19 protein-coding genes and 3 pseudogenes are annotated in these 17,902 nt (G+C 43.5%); 18 read left to right on the top strand and 4 right to left on the bottom strand.

Annotated features, from left to right (window positions below):
- Positions 1 to 6: 6 nt before the first annotated feature.
- The 8 genes from AR1Y2_RS05860 (at position 7) to AR1Y2_RS05895 (ending at position 6,108) form a co-directional block, all read left to right on the top strand.
- The gene (locus tag AR1Y2_RS05860) at positions 7 to 1,359 is read left to right on the top strand and encodes an MATE family efflux transporter (RefSeq protein WP_137328142.1); all 1,353 of its coding nucleotides are present in this window, start codon (positions 7 to 9) and stop codon (positions 1,357 to 1,359) included.
- Between the two features lie 387 nt (positions 1,360 to 1,746).
- The gene (locus AR1Y2_RS05865) at positions 1,747 to 2,118 is read left to right on the top strand and encodes a nucleotidyltransferase domain-containing protein (RefSeq protein WP_243118872.1); all 372 of its coding nucleotides are present in this window, start codon (positions 1,747 to 1,749) and stop codon (positions 2,116 to 2,118) included.
- Positions 2,115 to 2,510, top strand: coding sequence for a HEPN domain-containing protein (locus AR1Y2_RS05870; RefSeq protein WP_137328143.1), 396 nt, complete (start codon positions 2,115 to 2,117; stop codon positions 2,508 to 2,510). The genes AR1Y2_RS05865 and AR1Y2_RS05870 overlap by 4 nt, the downstream gene beginning before the upstream one ends.
- A 23-nt stretch (positions 2,511 to 2,533) precedes the next feature.
- Positions 2,534 to 2,887 carry a hypothetical protein gene (locus AR1Y2_RS05875; RefSeq protein WP_137328144.1) on the top strand — a complete coding sequence of 118 codons (354 nt, stop codon included), beginning with the start codon at positions 2,534 to 2,536 and terminating at the stop codon, positions 2,885 to 2,887.
- A 153-nt stretch (positions 2,888 to 3,040) separates the two neighbouring features.
- Complete coding sequence (locus tag AR1Y2_RS05880; RefSeq protein ID WP_137328145.1) at positions 3,041 to 3,586, top strand: DUF6323 family protein; 546 nt, start codon at positions 3,041 to 3,043, stop codon at positions 3,584 to 3,586.
- Between the two features lie 28 nt (positions 3,587 to 3,614).
- On the top strand, positions 3,615 to 4,451 hold the full coding sequence (locus AR1Y2_RS05885; protein ID WP_137328146.1) for a DUF6179 domain-containing protein: 837 nt from the start codon (positions 3,615 to 3,617) through the stop codon (positions 4,449 to 4,451).
- A gap of 70 nt (positions 4,452 to 4,521) precedes the next feature.
- Positions 4,522 to 5,283, top strand: coding sequence for an N-acetylmuramoyl-L-alanine amidase (locus tag AR1Y2_RS05890; RefSeq protein WP_137328147.1), 762 nt, complete (start codon positions 4,522 to 4,524; stop codon positions 5,281 to 5,283).
- 21 nt (positions 5,284 to 5,304) lie between these two features.
- Positions 5,305 to 6,108, top strand: coding sequence for an alpha/beta fold hydrolase (locus AR1Y2_RS05895; protein WP_137330209.1), 804 nt, complete (start codon positions 5,305 to 5,307; stop codon positions 6,106 to 6,108).
- Positions 6,109 to 6,548: 440 nt separating this feature from the next.
- On the opposite strand, the gene AR1Y2_RS05900 is transcribed toward AR1Y2_RS05895, so the two are convergent.
- On the bottom strand, positions 6,549 to 6,854 hold the full coding sequence (locus AR1Y2_RS05900; RefSeq protein ID WP_175403594.1) for a DUF3784 domain-containing protein: 306 nt from the start codon (positions 6,852 to 6,854) through the stop codon (positions 6,549 to 6,551).
- Between the two features lie 172 nt (positions 6,855 to 7,026).
- Between AR1Y2_RS05900 and AR1Y2_RS05905 the strand changes: the two genes are divergently transcribed.
- The 3 genes and pseudogenes from AR1Y2_RS05905 to AR1Y2_RS05915 form a co-directional block, all read left to right on the top strand.
- On the top strand, positions 7,027 to 7,260 hold the full coding sequence (locus AR1Y2_RS05905) for a hypothetical protein (protein WP_137328148.1): 234 nt from the start codon (positions 7,027 to 7,029) through the stop codon (positions 7,258 to 7,260).
- Between the two features lie 70 nt (positions 7,261 to 7,330).
- Positions 7,331 to 7,414: pseudogene (locus AR1Y2_RS18000) on the top strand (excisionase); the annotation flags it as partial.
- A 34-nt stretch (positions 7,415 to 7,448) separates the two neighbouring features.
- Positions 7,449 to 7,616 (top strand): annotated as a pseudogene (locus tag AR1Y2_RS05915) (integrase DNA-binding domain-containing protein); the annotation flags it as partial.
- Between the two features lie 441 nt (positions 7,617 to 8,057).
- On the opposite strand, the gene mgtE reads toward AR1Y2_RS05915, so the two are convergent.
- Entirely contained in the window at positions 8,058 to 9,389 is a 1,332-nt protein-coding gene (gene mgtE / locus AR1Y2_RS05925; protein ID WP_137328149.1) for a magnesium transporter, read from the bottom strand.
- 296 nt (positions 9,390 to 9,685) lie between these two features.
- Between mgtE and AR1Y2_RS05930 the strand changes: the two genes are divergently transcribed.
- From AR1Y2_RS05930 to AR1Y2_RS05960, 7 genes are all read left to right on the top strand, one after another.
- The gene (locus AR1Y2_RS05930; protein WP_137328150.1) at positions 9,686 to 10,522 is read left to right on the top strand and encodes a hypothetical protein; all 837 of its coding nucleotides are present in this window, start codon (positions 9,686 to 9,688) and stop codon (positions 10,520 to 10,522) included.
- A 180-nt stretch (positions 10,523 to 10,702) separates the two neighbouring features.
- The gene (locus tag AR1Y2_RS05935; protein WP_137328151.1) at positions 10,703 to 11,485 is read left to right on the top strand and encodes a polysaccharide deacetylase family protein; all 783 of its coding nucleotides are present in this window, start codon (positions 10,703 to 10,705) and stop codon (positions 11,483 to 11,485) included.
- Positions 11,486 to 11,570: 85 nt separating this feature from the next.
- A complete protein-coding gene (locus tag AR1Y2_RS05940; protein ID WP_137328152.1) occupies positions 11,571 to 13,214 on the top strand; it encodes a hypothetical protein in 1,644 nt (547 codons plus the stop codon).
- A 287-nt stretch (positions 13,215 to 13,501) separates the two neighbouring features.
- Positions 13,502 to 15,622, top strand: a complete 2,121-nt coding sequence (locus AR1Y2_RS05945; protein WP_137328153.1) for a glutamine synthetase III family protein — start codon at positions 13,502 to 13,504, stop codon at positions 15,620 to 15,622.
- Between the two features lie 188 nt (positions 15,623 to 15,810).
- Positions 15,811 to 16,335 (top strand): transposase, encoded by a 525-nt coding sequence (locus tag AR1Y2_RS05950; protein ID WP_243118873.1) that lies wholly within the window; start codon positions 15,811 to 15,813, stop codon positions 16,333 to 16,335.
- A 27-nt stretch (positions 16,336 to 16,362) separates the two neighbouring features.
- Positions 16,363 to 16,656: a hypothetical protein gene (locus tag AR1Y2_RS05955; RefSeq protein ID WP_137328154.1), complete on the top strand. Its 294-nt coding sequence runs from the start codon at positions 16,363 to 16,365 to the stop codon at positions 16,654 to 16,656.
- 50 nt (positions 16,657 to 16,706) lie between these two features.
- On the top strand, positions 16,707 to 17,237 hold the full coding sequence (locus AR1Y2_RS05960; RefSeq protein WP_137328155.1) for a hypothetical protein: 531 nt from the start codon (positions 16,707 to 16,709) through the stop codon (positions 17,235 to 17,237).
- 85 nt (positions 17,238 to 17,322) lie between these two features.
- Here AR1Y2_RS05960 and AR1Y2_RS17725 read toward each other — a convergent pair whose 3' ends face one another.
- Positions 17,323 to 17,499, bottom strand: a complete 177-nt coding sequence (locus tag AR1Y2_RS17725) for a hypothetical protein (protein WP_175403595.1) — start codon at positions 17,497 to 17,499, stop codon at positions 17,323 to 17,325.
- Positions 17,500 to 17,541: 42 nt separating this feature from the next.
- A pseudogene (locus tag AR1Y2_RS18430) lies at positions 17,542 to 17,874 on the bottom strand (IS91 family transposase); the annotation flags it as partial.
- Positions 17,875 to 17,902 lie beyond the last annotated feature (28 nt).

The raw sequence follows: 17,902 nt of genomic DNA on the forward strand, positions 1-17,902 counted from the left end.
GAAAATATGAGCGAACAACTGACCAATGACATGAGTGTGGGAAATCCTGCAAAGAAGCTGTTTTTCTTTGCGGTCCCCATTGTGCTGGGGAATCTGTTTCAGCAGCTGTATAACATCATAGATTCCATGGTGGTGGGAAGATTTGTTGGGGCACAGGCGCTGGCGGCAGTCGGTGCCTCCACTGCGATCGTATTTTTATTTGTTGCCGTGGCTACGGGCTCAAGCATCGGATATTCGGTTGTCATATCCCAGCTGTTTGGCGCAAAGGACCATGACCGAATGATGACAGCCATCTATACGGCCCTGATCTCTACCTTTGTGCTGGGCTTTTTATTGATGATCATCGGTGCAGTTGGAACAGAAGCAATCCTGGTGCTCATGAGGACACCGGCAGATATCTATCAGGATGCGGCGGATTATCTGAGGATCTATATGTTCGGTCTTGTATTTTTATTTATGTACAATACTCTGAATGCGGTCTATAACTCCCTTGGTGCCTCAAAGATCCCACTGTATTTTTTAGCAGGATCCTCCGTTTTAAATATTGTTCTGGACTTGTATTTTGTCATTCAGCTTGGAATGGGAGTCACTGGCGTTGCATGGGCGACACTGATCGCACAGGGGCTTGCGGCGGTCATTTCTTTTATCAATCTTCTGTTCCGTCTGAAAGCTATGAAAACGGAAAAAAGGCCGGTGCTTTTTAATTATAAGATTCTTCTCCAGATGGGCAGGATTGCAGTTCCGTCCATGGTACAGCAGTCCATTGTCTCTTTTGGAATGGTGTTTGTCCAGAGCTTGGTCAACAGCTTCGGCTCTGTTGTACTGGCCGGATATACGGCAGCGACAAAGATTGATTCCATCGCCATCATGCCGATGGTGAACGTGGGAAATGCGGTATCCACCTTTACAGCACAGAATATCGGGGCAAAGAAGCCGGAGCGGATCAGAGAAGGGCTGAAAGCCGGAAGACTGATGGCGGCCGGCATTGCTGTTGTGATCACTGCCATTTTGTTTTTTAAAGGAGATGTGCTGGTGGCTCAGTTTGTGGATAAAGCGGTCAATGCCCAAGTCATTGCCGTGGGCGTGGACTATCTCAGAGTGGTTTCCGTGTTCTATGCACTGATGGGGCTTATGAATGTGGTCAATGCAGTCCTCAGGGGAGCAGGCGATGTCGGTGTTTTTATGGCGGGGACCCTGTGTAATTTTGGGTGCAGAGTGGCTTTTGCATATATTCTGGCCCACTTTTTGGGGGCATCCGGAATCTGGTGGTCGATCCCGATCGGATGGGTCGTTGCGTTCATGATCGGAACCATAAGATACCGGAGCGGAAAGTGGAAGGAAAAAGGAATTGTTGAGTGAGGAAAAGATTGTAAAGGATCTGGAAACGAGATATAATAACAAAAAGGTGCCCTTTATAGTATGACATTTTCTACATGATTTCCGTTCGGCTCTTAAAATGCCTCACTCCAATCATGTAGAAAATGGACGTAATGTCTGCTGGAGAAGGGCTTCTGTCAAAAAGGAGCCACTTTTCGAAAGTTATTCACCACTATTGGAGGAGCGCATTTCAAAAGCGCAACGGAAATAGTGGTGAATAACTCATGACATGTTCCACATGATTTCCGTTCAGTTCTTAGAATGCATCACTCCAATCATGTAGAACATGGACGTAGTGTCTGCTGGATAAGGATGACAGTTAAACAGAAGGTGACATACTACCAGTAGAAGAACAGTTGGAGGCAATGAATGATGGAAAATCGCATTAAAATTCACAGAGAAAATTTTGAGTATTTGCCGAAACGGTTTGTAGATAAGATAGAGATGGATCTTGAGTATCTGGTAAAGTCACAAATTCCAGGTTTAAAAGCTGTTTACTTATTCGGAAGCTGCGCGCGTGGAGATTTACGGAGCGGAAGTGACGTGGATTTACTGATACTCACAGAGAAAAAGCTGGAAGACAGGACATTGGCTGCTGATATCAGATGGACTTTGGATGAGGAAATGTCAGGTGTTGCCACAGACGTAGTTTATGCCAATGAGGAATCGATAAAAGAGAATACAGTCTTTAAAAATATTATGAACAGGGATAAAAAATTAATATTGGAGGTGGTTAAATGATAAAAAACAATTATTTGGACATTGCGAAAAATGATCTGGCTTATCTTGAATCTGTTCTTGCCAGCGGTAACACATTTTATAATCAGCTCGCAGTACAGTGCCAACAGGTGGCAGAGAAATATTTAAAAGGATATTTAGAAGCATGTTTTTTGGATGAAGATGTGTCTGATCTATTGAGGAAACATAATATGAAAAAGATCGCATCCAGAATGAATAGCTGGAAACCAGAACTTAGTCTCGATACCGTTGGACTTGCATATTTAACAGATTTTTATTATGATGCAAGGTATCCGGGGGATGATTTTTATACTGTCACAAAAGAAGATTTTGAAAAATGCCAGAGTATTATGTACGACACTATTTCGAAACTTAACGAGCTTCCAATCAATTAGCAAAATAGAATCAGGGGGAGAAGATGCCAATTATATTAAAAGCCTATCAGGATATTTCAAACAAACAGGTGATCGCAAATGTGTTTTCCAATCTGTTGGCAGACCCTGCCGGAGACCGGATAACAAATGATTATGTATTGACTTTGACCGATGAGGAACTAATGATCGAGCAGATCGGATATTCTGAATGGGGTGCTGTGCCGGAAGTCCGTCAGACAAAATGCCTGAAACGGGATAAGATTGAGAATGTCAGGCTGGAAGATGAAAATAAAATTGTGATCAAGACAACAAATGATCCAAAGGAGATGGTATTTCTTTATAAAGCACCGCAGAAAGAGTTTGCACAGAAGCTCTGCCAGGAATTTTTGAAGGAGTGACAAGGGGATACGGCCAAAAGGGAGCAGATATTAGTTTATCTGCTCCCTTTTTCTATTGTTATATTACCATAAAATGACTGTTTTTTCAAGTCTTGTGATCCCATAGCCGCAGCAGTATAATAAGTCTCCAAGCAAAAGGAAGGGGGGCACCTTATGGAAGAAAATATTTATGAACTGCTGACAAAGAAAAAGGAATCTGAGGAACTCCGGGCCATGGAAGTCTGCAATGAGAAGACTTATGAGAAATTTGGGCTGAGTTTGTCACAAGAACAGGCAAAAGAATTGATCGCAGGAAGAAACGCAAGTCTTAAAAAGTATCAACGGGTGGAGTTTGGCAAGGGAATTCTTGACAAACTCATGTATGTATTCTGTGATTCCCAGTATATAGACCAGGGGAATTACGCCCAAGTACTGGAAAGACTCCAGGATATCTTTTACCGTTTTAAAAATGAATCTATGGACCGGTTGACAGATGATGAGTTGCTGGAATTCATGAGGGAGCAGTACGAGAATGTGTGTTTCGGAGATCTGGACTATCTGGAAAATACCTGCCTGGAGAGATTTTCACGGGCTATACGGGCAGGATATGACGGCTGCAGGAAAAGCGGGGGAAAAGGTGAATACGGACAGTTCAGCGAGGAGCAGCGCTGGGACAGTGAACTCTATATGGATGTGCTAAAGGAAATGTTCTGGGAATAAGGGGAAAAGATATAGGAAGGGAGCAGCTATGGAATATCAGTTGGAAGAATTACTTCCGGTTACAGCCGGATTGGCCGAAAAGTTCACGTCAAAGGAAAGCAGTTCTGTCACCTATGAGACAGCACAGATGCTGATGGAGGCAGTGATTTATTGTATCAACGAATGTGAAAGAGACGGAGGCTTCGCGCTGCGGTCCGGTAAGGGGCTTCGTGCCATGGAAGCCTATCAAATAGGGTATGAAAAGGTGGTAAAAAAAGCAAAGAAAGCGAAGGCTGTCTACGACCGCCTGACTGCGGACTTTGAGGACTACGGGTGCAGCAATTACAGGGATACATTGATCATCGGCATGCCGGAATTCTTTCTTCGCTATGACGCCAGATTCTGCCCTCAGGACCACATCCTGACACTGGATTATCCGGCCATGAACAGCAGCAGGGAGGACAGCGGGGTCCGCCTTATTTATGAGTATCTCTGCCATGTGGAAGCAGAGAAGCGGTTTTTAGACTGCTTTGACAGACGGGCAGTAACAGATCTGATGAGAAACCTAGAAGAGAAGCAGGAGATCTATTATATGGGCAATATCTGTTCTCTGGTCCTGTTCCAGTCCATTGGATGTTTTGTCACAAAAAAGCAGCTGTCGAACCTGATCCTGACAAGAACAGACACCGAAGAAATACGCAGATTTTTTCTGGATGACACCGTGGAACAAATGGAAGATAAATTGCGGGAGATGATCGGTTTTATGGTCAAGCAGGCAGGACTTTCAGGACAGCAGAATTATTTTCAAAAAGAGGGAAAAGAATTTGCCGTGCGCATCCATAATGCGATAGAGTACGATGTGATGGATACGTTGTTTTTAATTTAACCAGATTTTTAGGACACTTTTTTTAACTGCCTGCATATATTAGCAAAAGGAAGTTGATTAGAGGAATTTTATGGCAGGCGTAATTTTAGATGCTGGGCACGGCGGATTTGACAATGGTGCCCAGTTTAATGGAAGAAGAGAAAAAGATGATACATTGAGGCTTACCCTGGCAGTAGGGGAGGCTTTGAGAGAAAGAGGAGTTCCGGTCCAGTATACCAGGCAGACCGATATCTATCAGTCCCCGACGGAAAAAGCCAGGATTGGAAATGAGAGCGGAGCGGATTTTTTTGTGTCTATCCACAGGAACTCCAGTCCCCTTCCAAATACTTATAGCGGTGTGGAGACGTTGGTGTACAATGACAGCGGGATCAAGGCAGAGATGGCCAGGAATGTAAACCGAAGACTGAGTGAGGTGGGATTTAATGATTTGGGAGTGAAAGAACGCCCCGGACTTGCGGTGCTCAGAAGGACGAATATCCCTGCGATTTTGATCGAAGTTGGTTTCATCAACACAGAAAAGGATAATGAACTGTTTGATTCAAGGTTCAATGACATTGCGAATGCCATCGCCGACGGGATCGTTGATACGATCGGATCAGGGCAGCAGGAGCTTGCCAGCACCTATCGGGTACAGATCGGACTGTTCCGGAACCTTTCCAACGCACAGTATGCGTTAAATGAAGCTCTGTCCCAGGGATTTGACGGGGAGATTGTGTACCAGGAGCCCTTTTATGCCGTACAGCTGGGAGAATTTAAGACATTAGATGAAGCAGTACAACTTGAAAATGAATTGAAGCGAAGAGGATATGACACTCTGGTCATTAAAAAATAAGGAGGATATGATTTGTTTTATGTGAGATCAACGGACGGAATAAAAATATCAGTTTACGATTATAATCCATTTGGTGAGGAAACTGTTGTTTTGATCCACGGATGGCCCTTGTCCCACCTGATGTATGAATATCAGATCGAACTTTTATGCCAATGCGGCTACCGGGTCGTAACTCTGGATCTGAGAGGGTTTGGAAACTCGGATACTCCCTGCTTTGGCTACTCCTATGATCAAATGTCACAGGATATTTTCCAGGTGGTCAGAAGGCTGAAATTAAAGAATTTTACGCTGGTGGGATTCTCCATGGGCGGCGCGATCGTCCTTCGTTATATGAGAAGATTCAAAAGCTTTGGCGTGAAAAAGCTCATTCTCTTGGCAGCGGCGGCACCGTCCTGGACAAAAAGAAAAGACTTCCCATATGGGCTGACCAGAGAATATGTCAACGAGCTAATCGAACTGGCAGAGACTGACCGGCCGCAGCTGTGCTATAATTTCAGCCATGAACAGCTGTTTGCAAGTCCCCAGTCAGATCCTGCCATAAACTGGTTTGAGCAAATCGCTCTCTCCGCATCGGGTTTGGGAACCATTCAAGCGGCAGTTTCTTTGAGAGACGAAGACGGAAGAGAAGATCTGAAGACTGTTCATGTGCCTACTTGGATTATCCACGGTAAAAAGGACGTTGTGGTGTCAAATGATCTGGTAAGGATCCAGCAGGAAAGTATCTGTGATTCCAAGCTGATACAGCTGGATGACAGCGGACACGGTATTGTGTACGATCAGCTGGAGTTATTTAACAAGTATTTTATGAAGGCGATCAGAGCATAAGCGGCGGATGGAAAGGCTGTTATAAAATGAAATGTTTCATACAGGTTATCAGAGCTTGTTGAAATCTTACATTTTGTAACAGCCCTTTTTCAGTGTTAAAGGCGGAATCAAACTGTGATATATCTAGTCTGTTTAACTTTTTTTAAGATGATTCAAAAGTAGGTTTCGCAGCTACCCTGATTTGTATCCTTCTTGTCCTGTTTGAGATTAACTTAAATGTAAAACAGATACGCTGATTATCGCCTAAACACTAGGGTTATAAGCAATGATGTAGAGTTTTAGAGCCTAGTTTACTACTAATTTACCACTTACGAAAGAACTTTGATATGACTACACAAATTAGACACCTTATTGGTGTCTTTTTATTTGGGAAAAGCGGTCAATCATATAGACTAACCGCTGTGGTACATTGCATATTTAGCTGACAAACTGAAAGTTGTCTATTGTTTATTTCTTCTACAATATGTACCAGAAGCGACAAAAACTAATAGCAATAATATAAGAATACATGGTAATCCTACACGAACAGCAAATGCTTCTGTGTCAATATATCCCGTTATTCCAATCACTATTGCCACCCCAAAACAAAACACGGAAAAACACCTGTTCAATCTTTTTTCATCGTACTTTGCTTTATCTTCATTACTCGCAGTATTATATCCAGCGATAAGATAGCCACCTTTACCAAACGCAAACACTATTCCCATTATTGCAAATACCACTGTAAGAATTATTATCACAATCATTTTATTTGTCCCCTTCTCAACTTCAAATTTATAGAGATATTATACAGCTATTATGTAACACTGGCAATGGTATCATAGTCATATTAAAAATTTCTTTTTACTTATCTTCAAATGCGGATTCGTTTATTTCTGGAAACGCTTCTTGGGGGCTGTAGAACCTTTGAAGCTCCATATGGAAACACCGTACAACACCCTATTGGAAACCCAGCGCTGGCTCAAAGAGGATGGCGTATTATCTGCAGTCAAGGCGTTTCATTTATTAGAGTTCAACAAGGCGTTGGACGATTTAGAACGGATGGAAGATAAGCTGAAACAGGTCAGATTCAGTTCTGCGCTCGGCAACAAGCTGACAGGTCATTTACAGCGGATAGATCATGAAGAATTGATATTCCCATGTGCAGTATGATATAAAGAAAGATTAGGTGGTTCTTATAGAAAAAAGCAACAGGGATATTCCAGTATAGGAGCGTTACACGCTGACCATAGAAGAAGCGTCACGCTACTTCCTCATTGGAGAAAACAAAATGCGGAAACTGGTGGAAGAAAATAGAAATGCAGGCAGGCTCTTTCCCATGCGGAAAGGAGCATGATAGCATGTCAGAAAAGAGAAGAGATAACAAAGGCCGCATTTTAAAGACCGGAGAGAGTCAGAGAACAGACGAAAGATAGTTATACAAATATATAGATACCTTTGGAGTACCGCAATCGGTGTACTTATGGAAACTTACTGCTACGGACACCGTACCGAAAGGGAAACTTGAATCCTAAGAGCTTACAGTACATCATGGGTCATTCCAATATCAATATCACGCTGAATCTGTATCCCCATGCGTCACTGGACGGTGCAAAGGCTGAAATGATAAGTATGATAGCTTAGGGAATTTACAACTTATTTACCACTTTCCAAAGGCAAAATATGAGAATTTATGAAAAGAAATGTGAAGTATCTACCGATAGTAAAAATGCCCGTAAAGCCGATAGAATAAGGCTTTACGGACATATAAAAAGTTATAAAGAGATAAATACTTGTTTTAAGTTTCTCTTTAAAACAAAAATATAAAAAAGCAGAAGAGAAGGAGAATCGGAACTGATGGCTGTTTTTTGTCCCATAGGAAAGTTCTACGAACCTCCCTATGGAACCTAAAAGCCCTGCGGCACTGTGTGCATCAATGCGTGAGCAAACTATTTGACAACGTTGTTCCTTTATAATGAAAATAGATGAGTTGCAATATTAAAGTAAATCAGGATGGAGCAGGTGTCCACCAGCGTCGTGATAAGCGGCGCCGCCATAATGGCCGGGTCCAGCCCGATCTTTTTTGCCAGCAGGGGCAGACAGCAGCCCACGATCTTGGCCAGGATGATCGTAGCGATCAGGGAAAGGCCGATGAGTACAGCCATCCTTAAGCTGTGGTACATGAGCATAATGCGCAGCCCATTGACTGCAGCCAGCACAAAACCGACTAAGATAGCCACCCGGAATTCCTTAAATACGACCTTGAAGAAATCGTGGAAACGGATTTCATCCACGGCGATTCCACGGATGATCAGGGTGGAACTTTGAGAACCGCAGTTGCCTCCGGTGTCCATCAGCATGGGGATAAAGGATACCAGCAGGGGAAGTGTCTGGAACGCATCTTCATACTTGGTGATGATAGCCCCGGTGATGGTGGCGGACAGCATGAGCACTAGGAGCCATAGAATCCTGTGCCTGGCATGGCTTAGGACAGAGGTACCAAAATAGGAATCCTCATTGGGCTGCATAGCGGCCATGATGGACATGTCTTCTTCCACTTCGTCCTGCCATACTTCCATCGCATCGTCAAAGGTCACGATGCCCACCATACAGTGTTCACAGTCTACTACGGGAATGGCCAGTAATCCATATTTATGGAACAGTTTGCTGACATTTTCTTTATCCTCATGGGTGTTTACATAGATCAGGTTGGTCTCCATGATATCCTGAATCAGTACATGTTCCTCATTGAGTAGAAGACTTTTGGCAGTCACGATGCCAAGAAGTTTCTTTTGTTCGATCACATAACAGGTATAAATGGTCTCCTGGTCAATTCCCACCCGCTTGATCTTTTTCAGCGCCTGTTCCACGGTCATGTCCTTTTTCAGGTCAATGTATTCCACCGTCATAATGCTTCCGGCACTGTCCTCCGGATATTTTAAAAGCCGGTTGATGGTCTGGCGGGTCTCCTTGTCTGTTACATCCAGAATCTGTTCCACTACATTGGCAGGCATCTCCTCAATGATATCTACCGTGTCATCCATATACATATCATCAAACAGTTCTTTGATCTCTGTCCGGGTAAAAGCATTGATCAATGTCTCCTGCATGTGAGAAGACATTTCAGTAAAGACTTCCGCTGCTTTTTCTTTTTGTATCAGGCGGAATAAAATAGTGTATTCTTTTTCTGTAAAGTTTTCTAATAAAGATGCTAAGTCTACGTTGTTCATAGAATTGAGCACAACTTTTAAGGCAGGATACTCCCGCCCTGTGAGCAAAGCTCTGATATTCTGGTCTCTCATGTTTCTTTCTCCTTTTCTGAAGTTTTGAAGATTAAAACATGAACGAAAATCCCTTCCCTGTATCTAAGAAACAAAAGGCAGGAGGTTTGGATTTTTCATTCATGTCGTATTGACTTCGGGGCGAATCCATTCTCTCACATCCTTTCTTTAATCATAGTTTTGGATTTTCACCATCCTTATCAGGATACCTTTCCGCGGAAAAACTGTCAAGAACAAGGGAAGAAAGTTGACAGTAAAACAGAAAAAGTGAGATAATATAAATACTGGAAAATCATTCAATTAAAGGAGGTATTTCTATGGACAGTATCGACTACAGGCAAGAGATAGGATTTTATCTAAATGGAAGGAAATGTGACTTTACCAAAGATGTGATGAATTCATTTCCACACAGAGATGCAAATGATCTCTGCCATGGCATCAGCTTTCACTGTATGGCGCAAGGTCTGGTCAATGCCATGAATTTTTATAATTTTTATATCCGGTCTTCTGACCATGAACGCAGTGAAACCCGGGCGATGACGCTCAGATTTATCATAGGAATGATCATTAGTACTAAGCGCATGAAGATGAAGGAGGAAGAAATTCAGAATTTTGTTGTGAACGGTATCAAGTCGGATACAGGAAGTCTGTTGAATGATTACCGTCCCCATCTGAGAGGGCTGATGTATAGTATGGAATTGCTGGATCAGACTCAGCAGGCCGCAGAATGGGTGATCGAGACGCATATGCACCATTGTACATACTATGTGAATCATATTTTAGATCTTCTTTATAATGAAAAGACAAATCTGGACTATGGATACTCCGTGTGGAACCGTTCCCTTCAGGATGCGTTTGATGCGTCTGCATGTAATTATGACAGAGCTAGTCAAAGATTTGTCATAACCAATGAACAGGATTGTATTGCTGTGAGCAATCTGTTGACGTACACATTGGGAGAGGCAGATGGATTGGAGAACACGGAGAATGCACTTTTCTTCTATATGACAGTCATTGGAGAAAACGCTATGTTGTATAGCAGCCGGAATGATCCGGGACTGTTCCAGCCGGCAACGGCAGTGGGACCATGCAGTGTGCAGATTTCGTACTATAATTACATAACAAATCAAATGGAAGATATCCCGATGGCCTGAAATGACATTTTCTAAATGATTTCAGGAGGGATTAGACGGAAAGATAGAAAGCAGTAGACTACGGTAGTTTTTCTCCATTGTCGGAAGGAGGCCTTTCCAGAGTCGACTGGAGATAATGGAGAAAAACTCATGAGACAATCTTTCTTCCCATATAATTAGTACATAGAAGATGAACAGGGGATGGACAGATTGAACAAGAAAAAACTGATCACAGGTTTTATATGTATCATAGTTTTAGGGCTGTCATTGCTCGGTGGAGGCAATGCGGCCCTTTCTGTCTGGAATCAAAATGTGAGGATCTTAAATCCTTCAGACAACAAGGAATTGCCTATTTACTGTGTGGATACGAAGAAAAAGGAAATCAGTCTGACCTTTGACACGGCATGGGGAAATGAGGATATAGACCAGATCTTAAAGCTGCTGAAAAAAGAAAATGTAAAGGCTTCTTTTTTCTTCTCCGGTGACTGGGTGCAGCGTTTTCCGGGAGACGTAAAAAAGATTGCCAAAGCAGGCCATGACATCGGGAACCATGGAGATAACCACAAATATATGACCAAGCTGTCTTCCGATGAGCAGAAAAAAGAGATCCTGGGGGCACACAGTAAGGTCCAGGCTGTCACAGGGGAACAGATGGTGCTTTTCAGGCCGCCTTATGGGGATTATGACGAGACTGTGGTGAAGACGGCCAGAGAACTGAATTATGAAGTGATCCAGTGGTCTGTGGACAGCCTGGATTGGAAAGATATCTCAAAGCAGGATATCATAAAGCGGGTATGTGATAATAAAAAAATGGAAAACGGAGCGATCATCCTGATGCACACCGGTACGGTTTATACCAAGCAGGCGCTGCCTGTTATTATCCAGCGTTTGAAGTCTGAGGGATACCGTTTTGTCCCGGTTTCCCAGATGATCTTAACAAAAAACTTCTATATTGACCCGGAGGGCAAACAGCGCAGAAAATAAATTCTTATACCAATTTAATGTGAAATATGATAACATCTAGGTATCGCAGAAACACTGTGAAATACAAGATTAGAAGGTGACTTAGATGGTATTTCGGTTTGATATGAATGATTTGAATCGGGTCAAGAATTTTAAATTCGGAAAGATGAAAAAGAAAACAATTGTCATGGGAGTGCTGGCTGTACTTATTTTAGCCGGACTGTATTTTTACGTTGCACTTCCTGCGCTTAACTTTCAGGAGACTGGTATCTGGATGGCGTTGATCGCTGTGTTGGGAGTGCTGACGGCGTGGGCGGCAGTAAAAGGGCTGGGTCAGAAGTCCAAGGTATTTACGCTGTTTTCTACTCTGCTTGTTGTCGTCATTCTCATATTTGTGGTGGGAATGATCCTCTCAAGCCAGTTGGTGTCCTCCAAGAAGTATGCCAGCAGACTGAAGGTAGAGAATAAGAAGTTTGAGAACGATATGAAAGAGACGGAAACGATCACGGATATTGCCCTGATGGACACAGAAGGTGCAAGGATTATCGGTGACCGTGCCATCGGTTCTCTGTCCGATGTGGTGAGCCAGTATGAAGTCAGCGATGACTATACACAGATTGATTACAACGGTCAGCCGATGAAGGTGGCGCCGCTTAACTATGCCAGCTTCATACGGTACATTAACAACCGCAAGGCGGGGATCCCGGGTTATGTCCAGGTAGATCCGATCAGTAACGAGGCAAAATACGTGAAGCTCAAAAAGCCTATGAAGTATTCGCCTTCCGCTTATTTTTCAAGGAATCTTCAGAGACATCTGAGATTCCAGTATCCTACTGCGATTTTCCAGGGATACTACTTTGAGATCGACAATCAAGGAAATCCATATTATATCTGGCCGGTGTTGAAGTCAAACGCGGGATTGTTCGGTGCCAAGGATGTAAAGGGTGCAGTCATCAGCGACCCGGTTACCGGAAAAAGCACCTATTATGATGCCAAGGATATTCCGAGATGGGTGGACCACGTGCATGATGGAAAGCTGCTCCTCCAGAAATATAACTGGAAAGGACTGCTGTCAAACGGATATATTAACAGTGTATTCGGGAAAAAGGGATGTAAGATTGCCACAGACGATTACGGCTATCGATCCATTGACGGTGATATCTGGGCTTACACAGGCGTCACTTCGGTAAACGGCGACCAGTCCAATATCGCGTTTGTACTCATGAATATGAGAACGGCCGAGTCTAAGTATTACGCGGTTTCTGGTGCCAATGAGCAGTCAGCTATGAAGGCGGCTGAGGGGCAGGTGCAGAACCTTAGATATTCCGCAGCGTTCCCTGCGCTGATCAATGTAAACGGAGAGCCAACCTATGTCATGATACTGAAAGATAAGGGCGGACTGGTGAAGATGTTTGCCATGGTCAATGTACGAAAGTACAATATCGTTGCCACCTCCACGACTCAGAACGGGGTCCAGAAGGAATATAAGAGGCTTTTAAAAGAGCAGGGCATTATTTCTGCCAAAGAAGCCGCAGCCGCAGAGTCTGTGACGACAAAAGAGATCACGGTTAAGAAGATTGATTTCATCCCGATCGAAGGGAATACCTATGTCTATATTACAGATAAGGACGGGAATATTTATAAAGAAGAGTTTTCTAAAAATGAGAAAGCGATCAAGTGGAGTGCCGGGGACAAGATCAAGATCACTTACGAGGAAGACGAGAGCGGCATTTATCAGATAACACAATAGCTGGCGGCTTTGTATTTGACAAAATACAAAAAAATACTTGATTTTTCAAAAGAATCATTGTATCTTATACCTAGCGGAGTAATGACAAAGGCGTCAAACGATTCGAGGATTGTTTGGCGTCTATTTTTTTATATACCGCAGGTTTTATCTAGTGTAGAACGTTCTGTGCAGAATGCACATTCGTATACCTTATCGCGCGGAGCGCGCCAAGCCCTGAAAGGGCATAAAATACGGTGTGCCCTGTGGGTATAATTTGAAGTCCATATCAGGAAAGGGAGAAATATCTTATGAGCGAAAAAAGAAGTGTTTCAGAAATGTTCGGATGTAACGTGTTTAACGACTGCGTTATGCGGGAGAGGCTTCCAAAGGCAGTGTACAAAGACCTGAAGAAGACCATCGAAGAAGGAACAGATCTAAATCCTGAAATCGCAGATGTTGTTGCCAACGAGATGAAGGAGTGGGCCCTTGAAAAAGGTGCGACCCATTTTACCCACTGGTTCCAGCCTATGACCGGTGTGACAGCGGAAAAGCATGATGCTTTTATCACTCCGACAGAAGACGGAAAAGTGCTTCTTGAGTTCTCCGGGAAAGAACTGATCAAAGGAGAGCCGGATGCATCCTCCTTCCCGTCAGGAGGCTTGAGAGCGACTTTCGAGGCAAGAGGATATACCGCATGGGATTGTACCTCACCGGCATTTATCAAAGAGACACCGGATTCTACCATCCTCTGTATCCCGACCGCTTTTTGTTCTTATACAGGAGAGGCATTGGATAAGAAGACACCGCTTCTTAGGTCCATGCAGGCCCTGGATATCCAGGCGACAAGACTGCTCCATCTGTTAGGAAAGAAAAATGTCAAAAATGTCAATACATCCGTAGGACCGGAACAGGAGTATTTTCTTGTAGATAAAGAAAAATATTTACAGAGAAAAGACTTGATCTTTACAGGCCGTACACTGTTCGGGGCGATGCCGCCGAAGGGACAGGAAATGGATGACCACTATTTTGGTATTATCCGTGAGAGAATCGGAAAGTTCATGAAGGAGCTCAATGAAGAGAGCTGGAAGCTGGGAATCACCGCAAAGACCCAGCACAACGAAGTAGCTCCTGCACAGCACGAACTGGCACCGATCTATGCGTCCAACAACATCGCTACCGACCACAACCAGCTTCTGATGGAGACCATGCGCCGTGTGGCAGAACGTCAGGGACTCAAGTGCCTGCTCCATGAAAAACCATTTAAGGGTATCAACGGCTCCGGTAAGCACAACAACTGGTCTCTTGTGACCAATACAGGAAAGAATCTTCTGGAGCCGGGAGAAACACCTCATGACAACCAGCAGTTCCTTCTGATTCTTTCAGCGATCATCAAGGCAGTGGATGAACATGCAGACCTGCTCCGTATGGCAGCCTCCACACCTGGAAATGACCACCGCCTGGGAGCCAACGAGGCACCTCCAGCGATCATTTCCATCTTCTTGGGAGAACAGCTTGAGGATGTGGTAAAACAGCTGGTGACAAGAGGAGAGGCTACAAGATCTAAGCACGGAGACAAACTGGCATCCGGGGTACATACTTTGCCTGACTTTGAAAAAGATGCCACAGACCGTAACCGTACATCACCGTTTGCATTTACCGGAAACAAATTTGAATTCCGCATGGTAGGATCCACCCAGTCCATCTCAGATCCGAACGTGGTGCTAAATACCATCGTGGCAGACGCACTGGCAGAGGTCTGCGATGAGTTGGAGAAGGTAGACGGAGATCTTCAGGATGTGATGATGGAAGCCCATGAGATTACGAAAAGAATGCTCACAGACCACCAGAGAGTCATCTTCAACGGGGATGGATACTCTGACGCATGGGTCAAAGAGGCTGAGAGAAGAGGACTTCCGAACATCAAGTCCATGGTTGAGGCCATCCCTGCATTGATCCAGGATAAGTCTGTTAAAATGTTTGAAAAATTCGGTGTATTCACAAAGGCAGAGTTGGAATCTCGTGTGGAGATCCTCTATGAGCAGTATGCACAGACCATTAACATTGAAGCGCTTGCGACGCTGGATATCGCCAAGAAACAGATCGTTCCTGCAGTTATGAAGTATCAGAAGACTCTGGCAGATTCTGTGGCAGTCTTAAAACAGACAGGACTGGACACAACGGTACAGGAATCTCTTTTAAATGATATTACGGAAAATCTGAAAAAATTATATGCAGCCATCGGTGTGCTAGAAACAGAGACAGATAAAGCTCAGTCCATGGAAGATGCAGCCGAGCAGTCTTGCTATTATCACGATGTAGTATTTGCGTGCATGGACAGTGTCCGTGAACCTGCAGATAAGCTGGAAATGCTTGTGGCAAAAGAAGACTGGCCAATGCCAAGCTACGGAGATTTGATCTTTGAAGTTTAAGAATTACATTTAACGATGTCCTGCCGGAGGAGATTTACGCCGGCAGGATATTTTTTTCTTTATAGGATTCGGGTGTCAAAAGGTCATCGATCCTTGATATAACTTTGTACCTTGAAAGCTTAACACGATATTCAAGTTCTACTTCCTTTTTGATATAATGGACTTATCAAAAAGAGGAGGTGGTTTCTATGGCTTTTGTTCCAAACAAGAATCAGCAAATGATACTGACCGACCATCTGTTTCATCTGACAGAACACGAACAGCGTTTTCTGGATCAATCATGGGCAAAAACTTTCGCTGACCATGTGTTTCCGGCGATTGATGAAAATATTTTTTCCGTACTTTATAGTGACAAGGCTTCACGTCCGAACACCCCTGTAAATGTCATTGTGGGAGCTTTGATCCTAAAAGAAGCACTCGGTGATACAGATGAGGAACTGGTTCAGGCACTCATGTTTGATATCCACTACCAGTATGCACTCCACACTACAAGTTTTCAAGAACAGCCGTTAAGTGACCGGACTCTGAGCAGATTTCGTGCCAGATGCCTTGCTTATGAAACCGAAACAGAAATCGATCTGGTCCATGAGTGTGTAACAAAATTGGCGAAAGAAGTCTCAGAATTCATGGGAATCACGCCAAATATGCAGCGGATGGACAGTTTTATGATCGCAGCCAGTATTCGAAATCTTGCAATGCTGGAACTCTTTTAAACCTGTGTAGCCAATCTTGTAAAGATCATGAAAGCGCGGGATACAAAACTGCCGGAAACTGTGCAGCATTACACAGAAAAAGATGACGGCAATCGTTTTGTCTATCACCAGAAGGATCTGGATGCCACACAGAAGACGGTCCTGGTCATGAAGGATGCCGAAATACTAGTTGGGATTTGTGACAGCACTGGAGATTTTGATGACACAAGTGAATACCAGCTTTTGATTCGTCTGCTGAAGGAGCGCACGATTCTGGGGGATGATGGTGTTCGGAGACTTCGAAAAAAGAAGAAGTTGAAGAACCATCCAAAGTCCTGCTGAATCCTTCGGATCCCGAAGCTACTTTCCGCAAAAAAGCAGGAGCAAAGCATTTGGGCTATGTCGGAAATATAACAGAGAGTGTTGGTGAAACTGGAAGCCTGGTCACGGATTACGCATATGAACAGAACATATACAGTGATAACCAGTTTTTAAAAGATCATTTGGAAGCACAAACGGTTTACGAAGAACCGGCGGTCTTAGTTGCGGATGGCGCATACAACGGCGAACGAAATGTTTCGAAAGCAAAAGAGCATAACATCCGGCTTGTGACCACAAATTTTACAGGATATAAACCTTCGGATGTATTCGCCGGATTCATCTTTGATGAAACCGGTCAGACACTGCTGGAGTGTGCCAATCATAAAAAGCCGATTCGCACATATTACGACGAACACAATGACAGATGCAAACAGTTTAGGGAAACATGCGCCAAAAACAAAAGCGGCATAAAAGTGAAACAAGAATCTCTCTCAATGCAACCGTACATATCTGTTTCTGATCTTAAAAAAGTCAAATCGTGTAAAATTTTCAAAGTACAAATAAAAATCAAGTTAATTTTAATGGATCTTTTGACACCCTAATCTTTATAGGAAAGTTCGATTTTTATCGAATTCCTGAATGAAAAAAGCCTGTACAAAGGTAGGCATGAGAATAAGACAACATTGTTTAGAAGATACAAAAGCCTTTTACACCGGCCTCATCGGCAAATAAATCGTCTTCGTTTAAGAAATAATCCATATCCGGAAGTTCATCCTCGCTCATATTGCGAATGTCCTTAGATGTCAGTCCTTCCGGGGGATTATCGGTGTATCTTTTGGGTAATTCCTCGATATCAGGTTTCATTGTACAGCTCCTCCTTTTAGAGGATCATATCACAGACAGACGTTATGCAGAAGAACGCTTTCCGAGAGATTTGGGCATTGCTTTCTCATAGAGTTCTTCGAGGGATACGCTGTTGTGATTATAATAAAGTTCCAAAATCAACATCGTATGTCCGCGATCAGGACATTGAAGTTTTGAATCGATCTTTTTGTGTCTTGCATAAAGACCACCATATCGCATCTCGCCGTCATATTGATCAATGCGAGAAGTGGAGATGACAGGATGTCCGAAATAGCGTCCAATCTATTTAGTCATATGTTTGGGGTCGCATTTGTTAGGTTTTGCATAAACAGAGAAGCCGTATTTATGATCGGAATAACATTTTGCTTTTACTTTTCAATTTAGATTCTACTACAATAGTTTT

Source organism: Anaerostipes rhamnosivorans (genome assembly GCF_005280655.1).
GTDB lineage: Bacteria > Bacillota > Clostridia > Lachnospirales > Lachnospiraceae > Anaerostipes > Anaerostipes rhamnosivorans.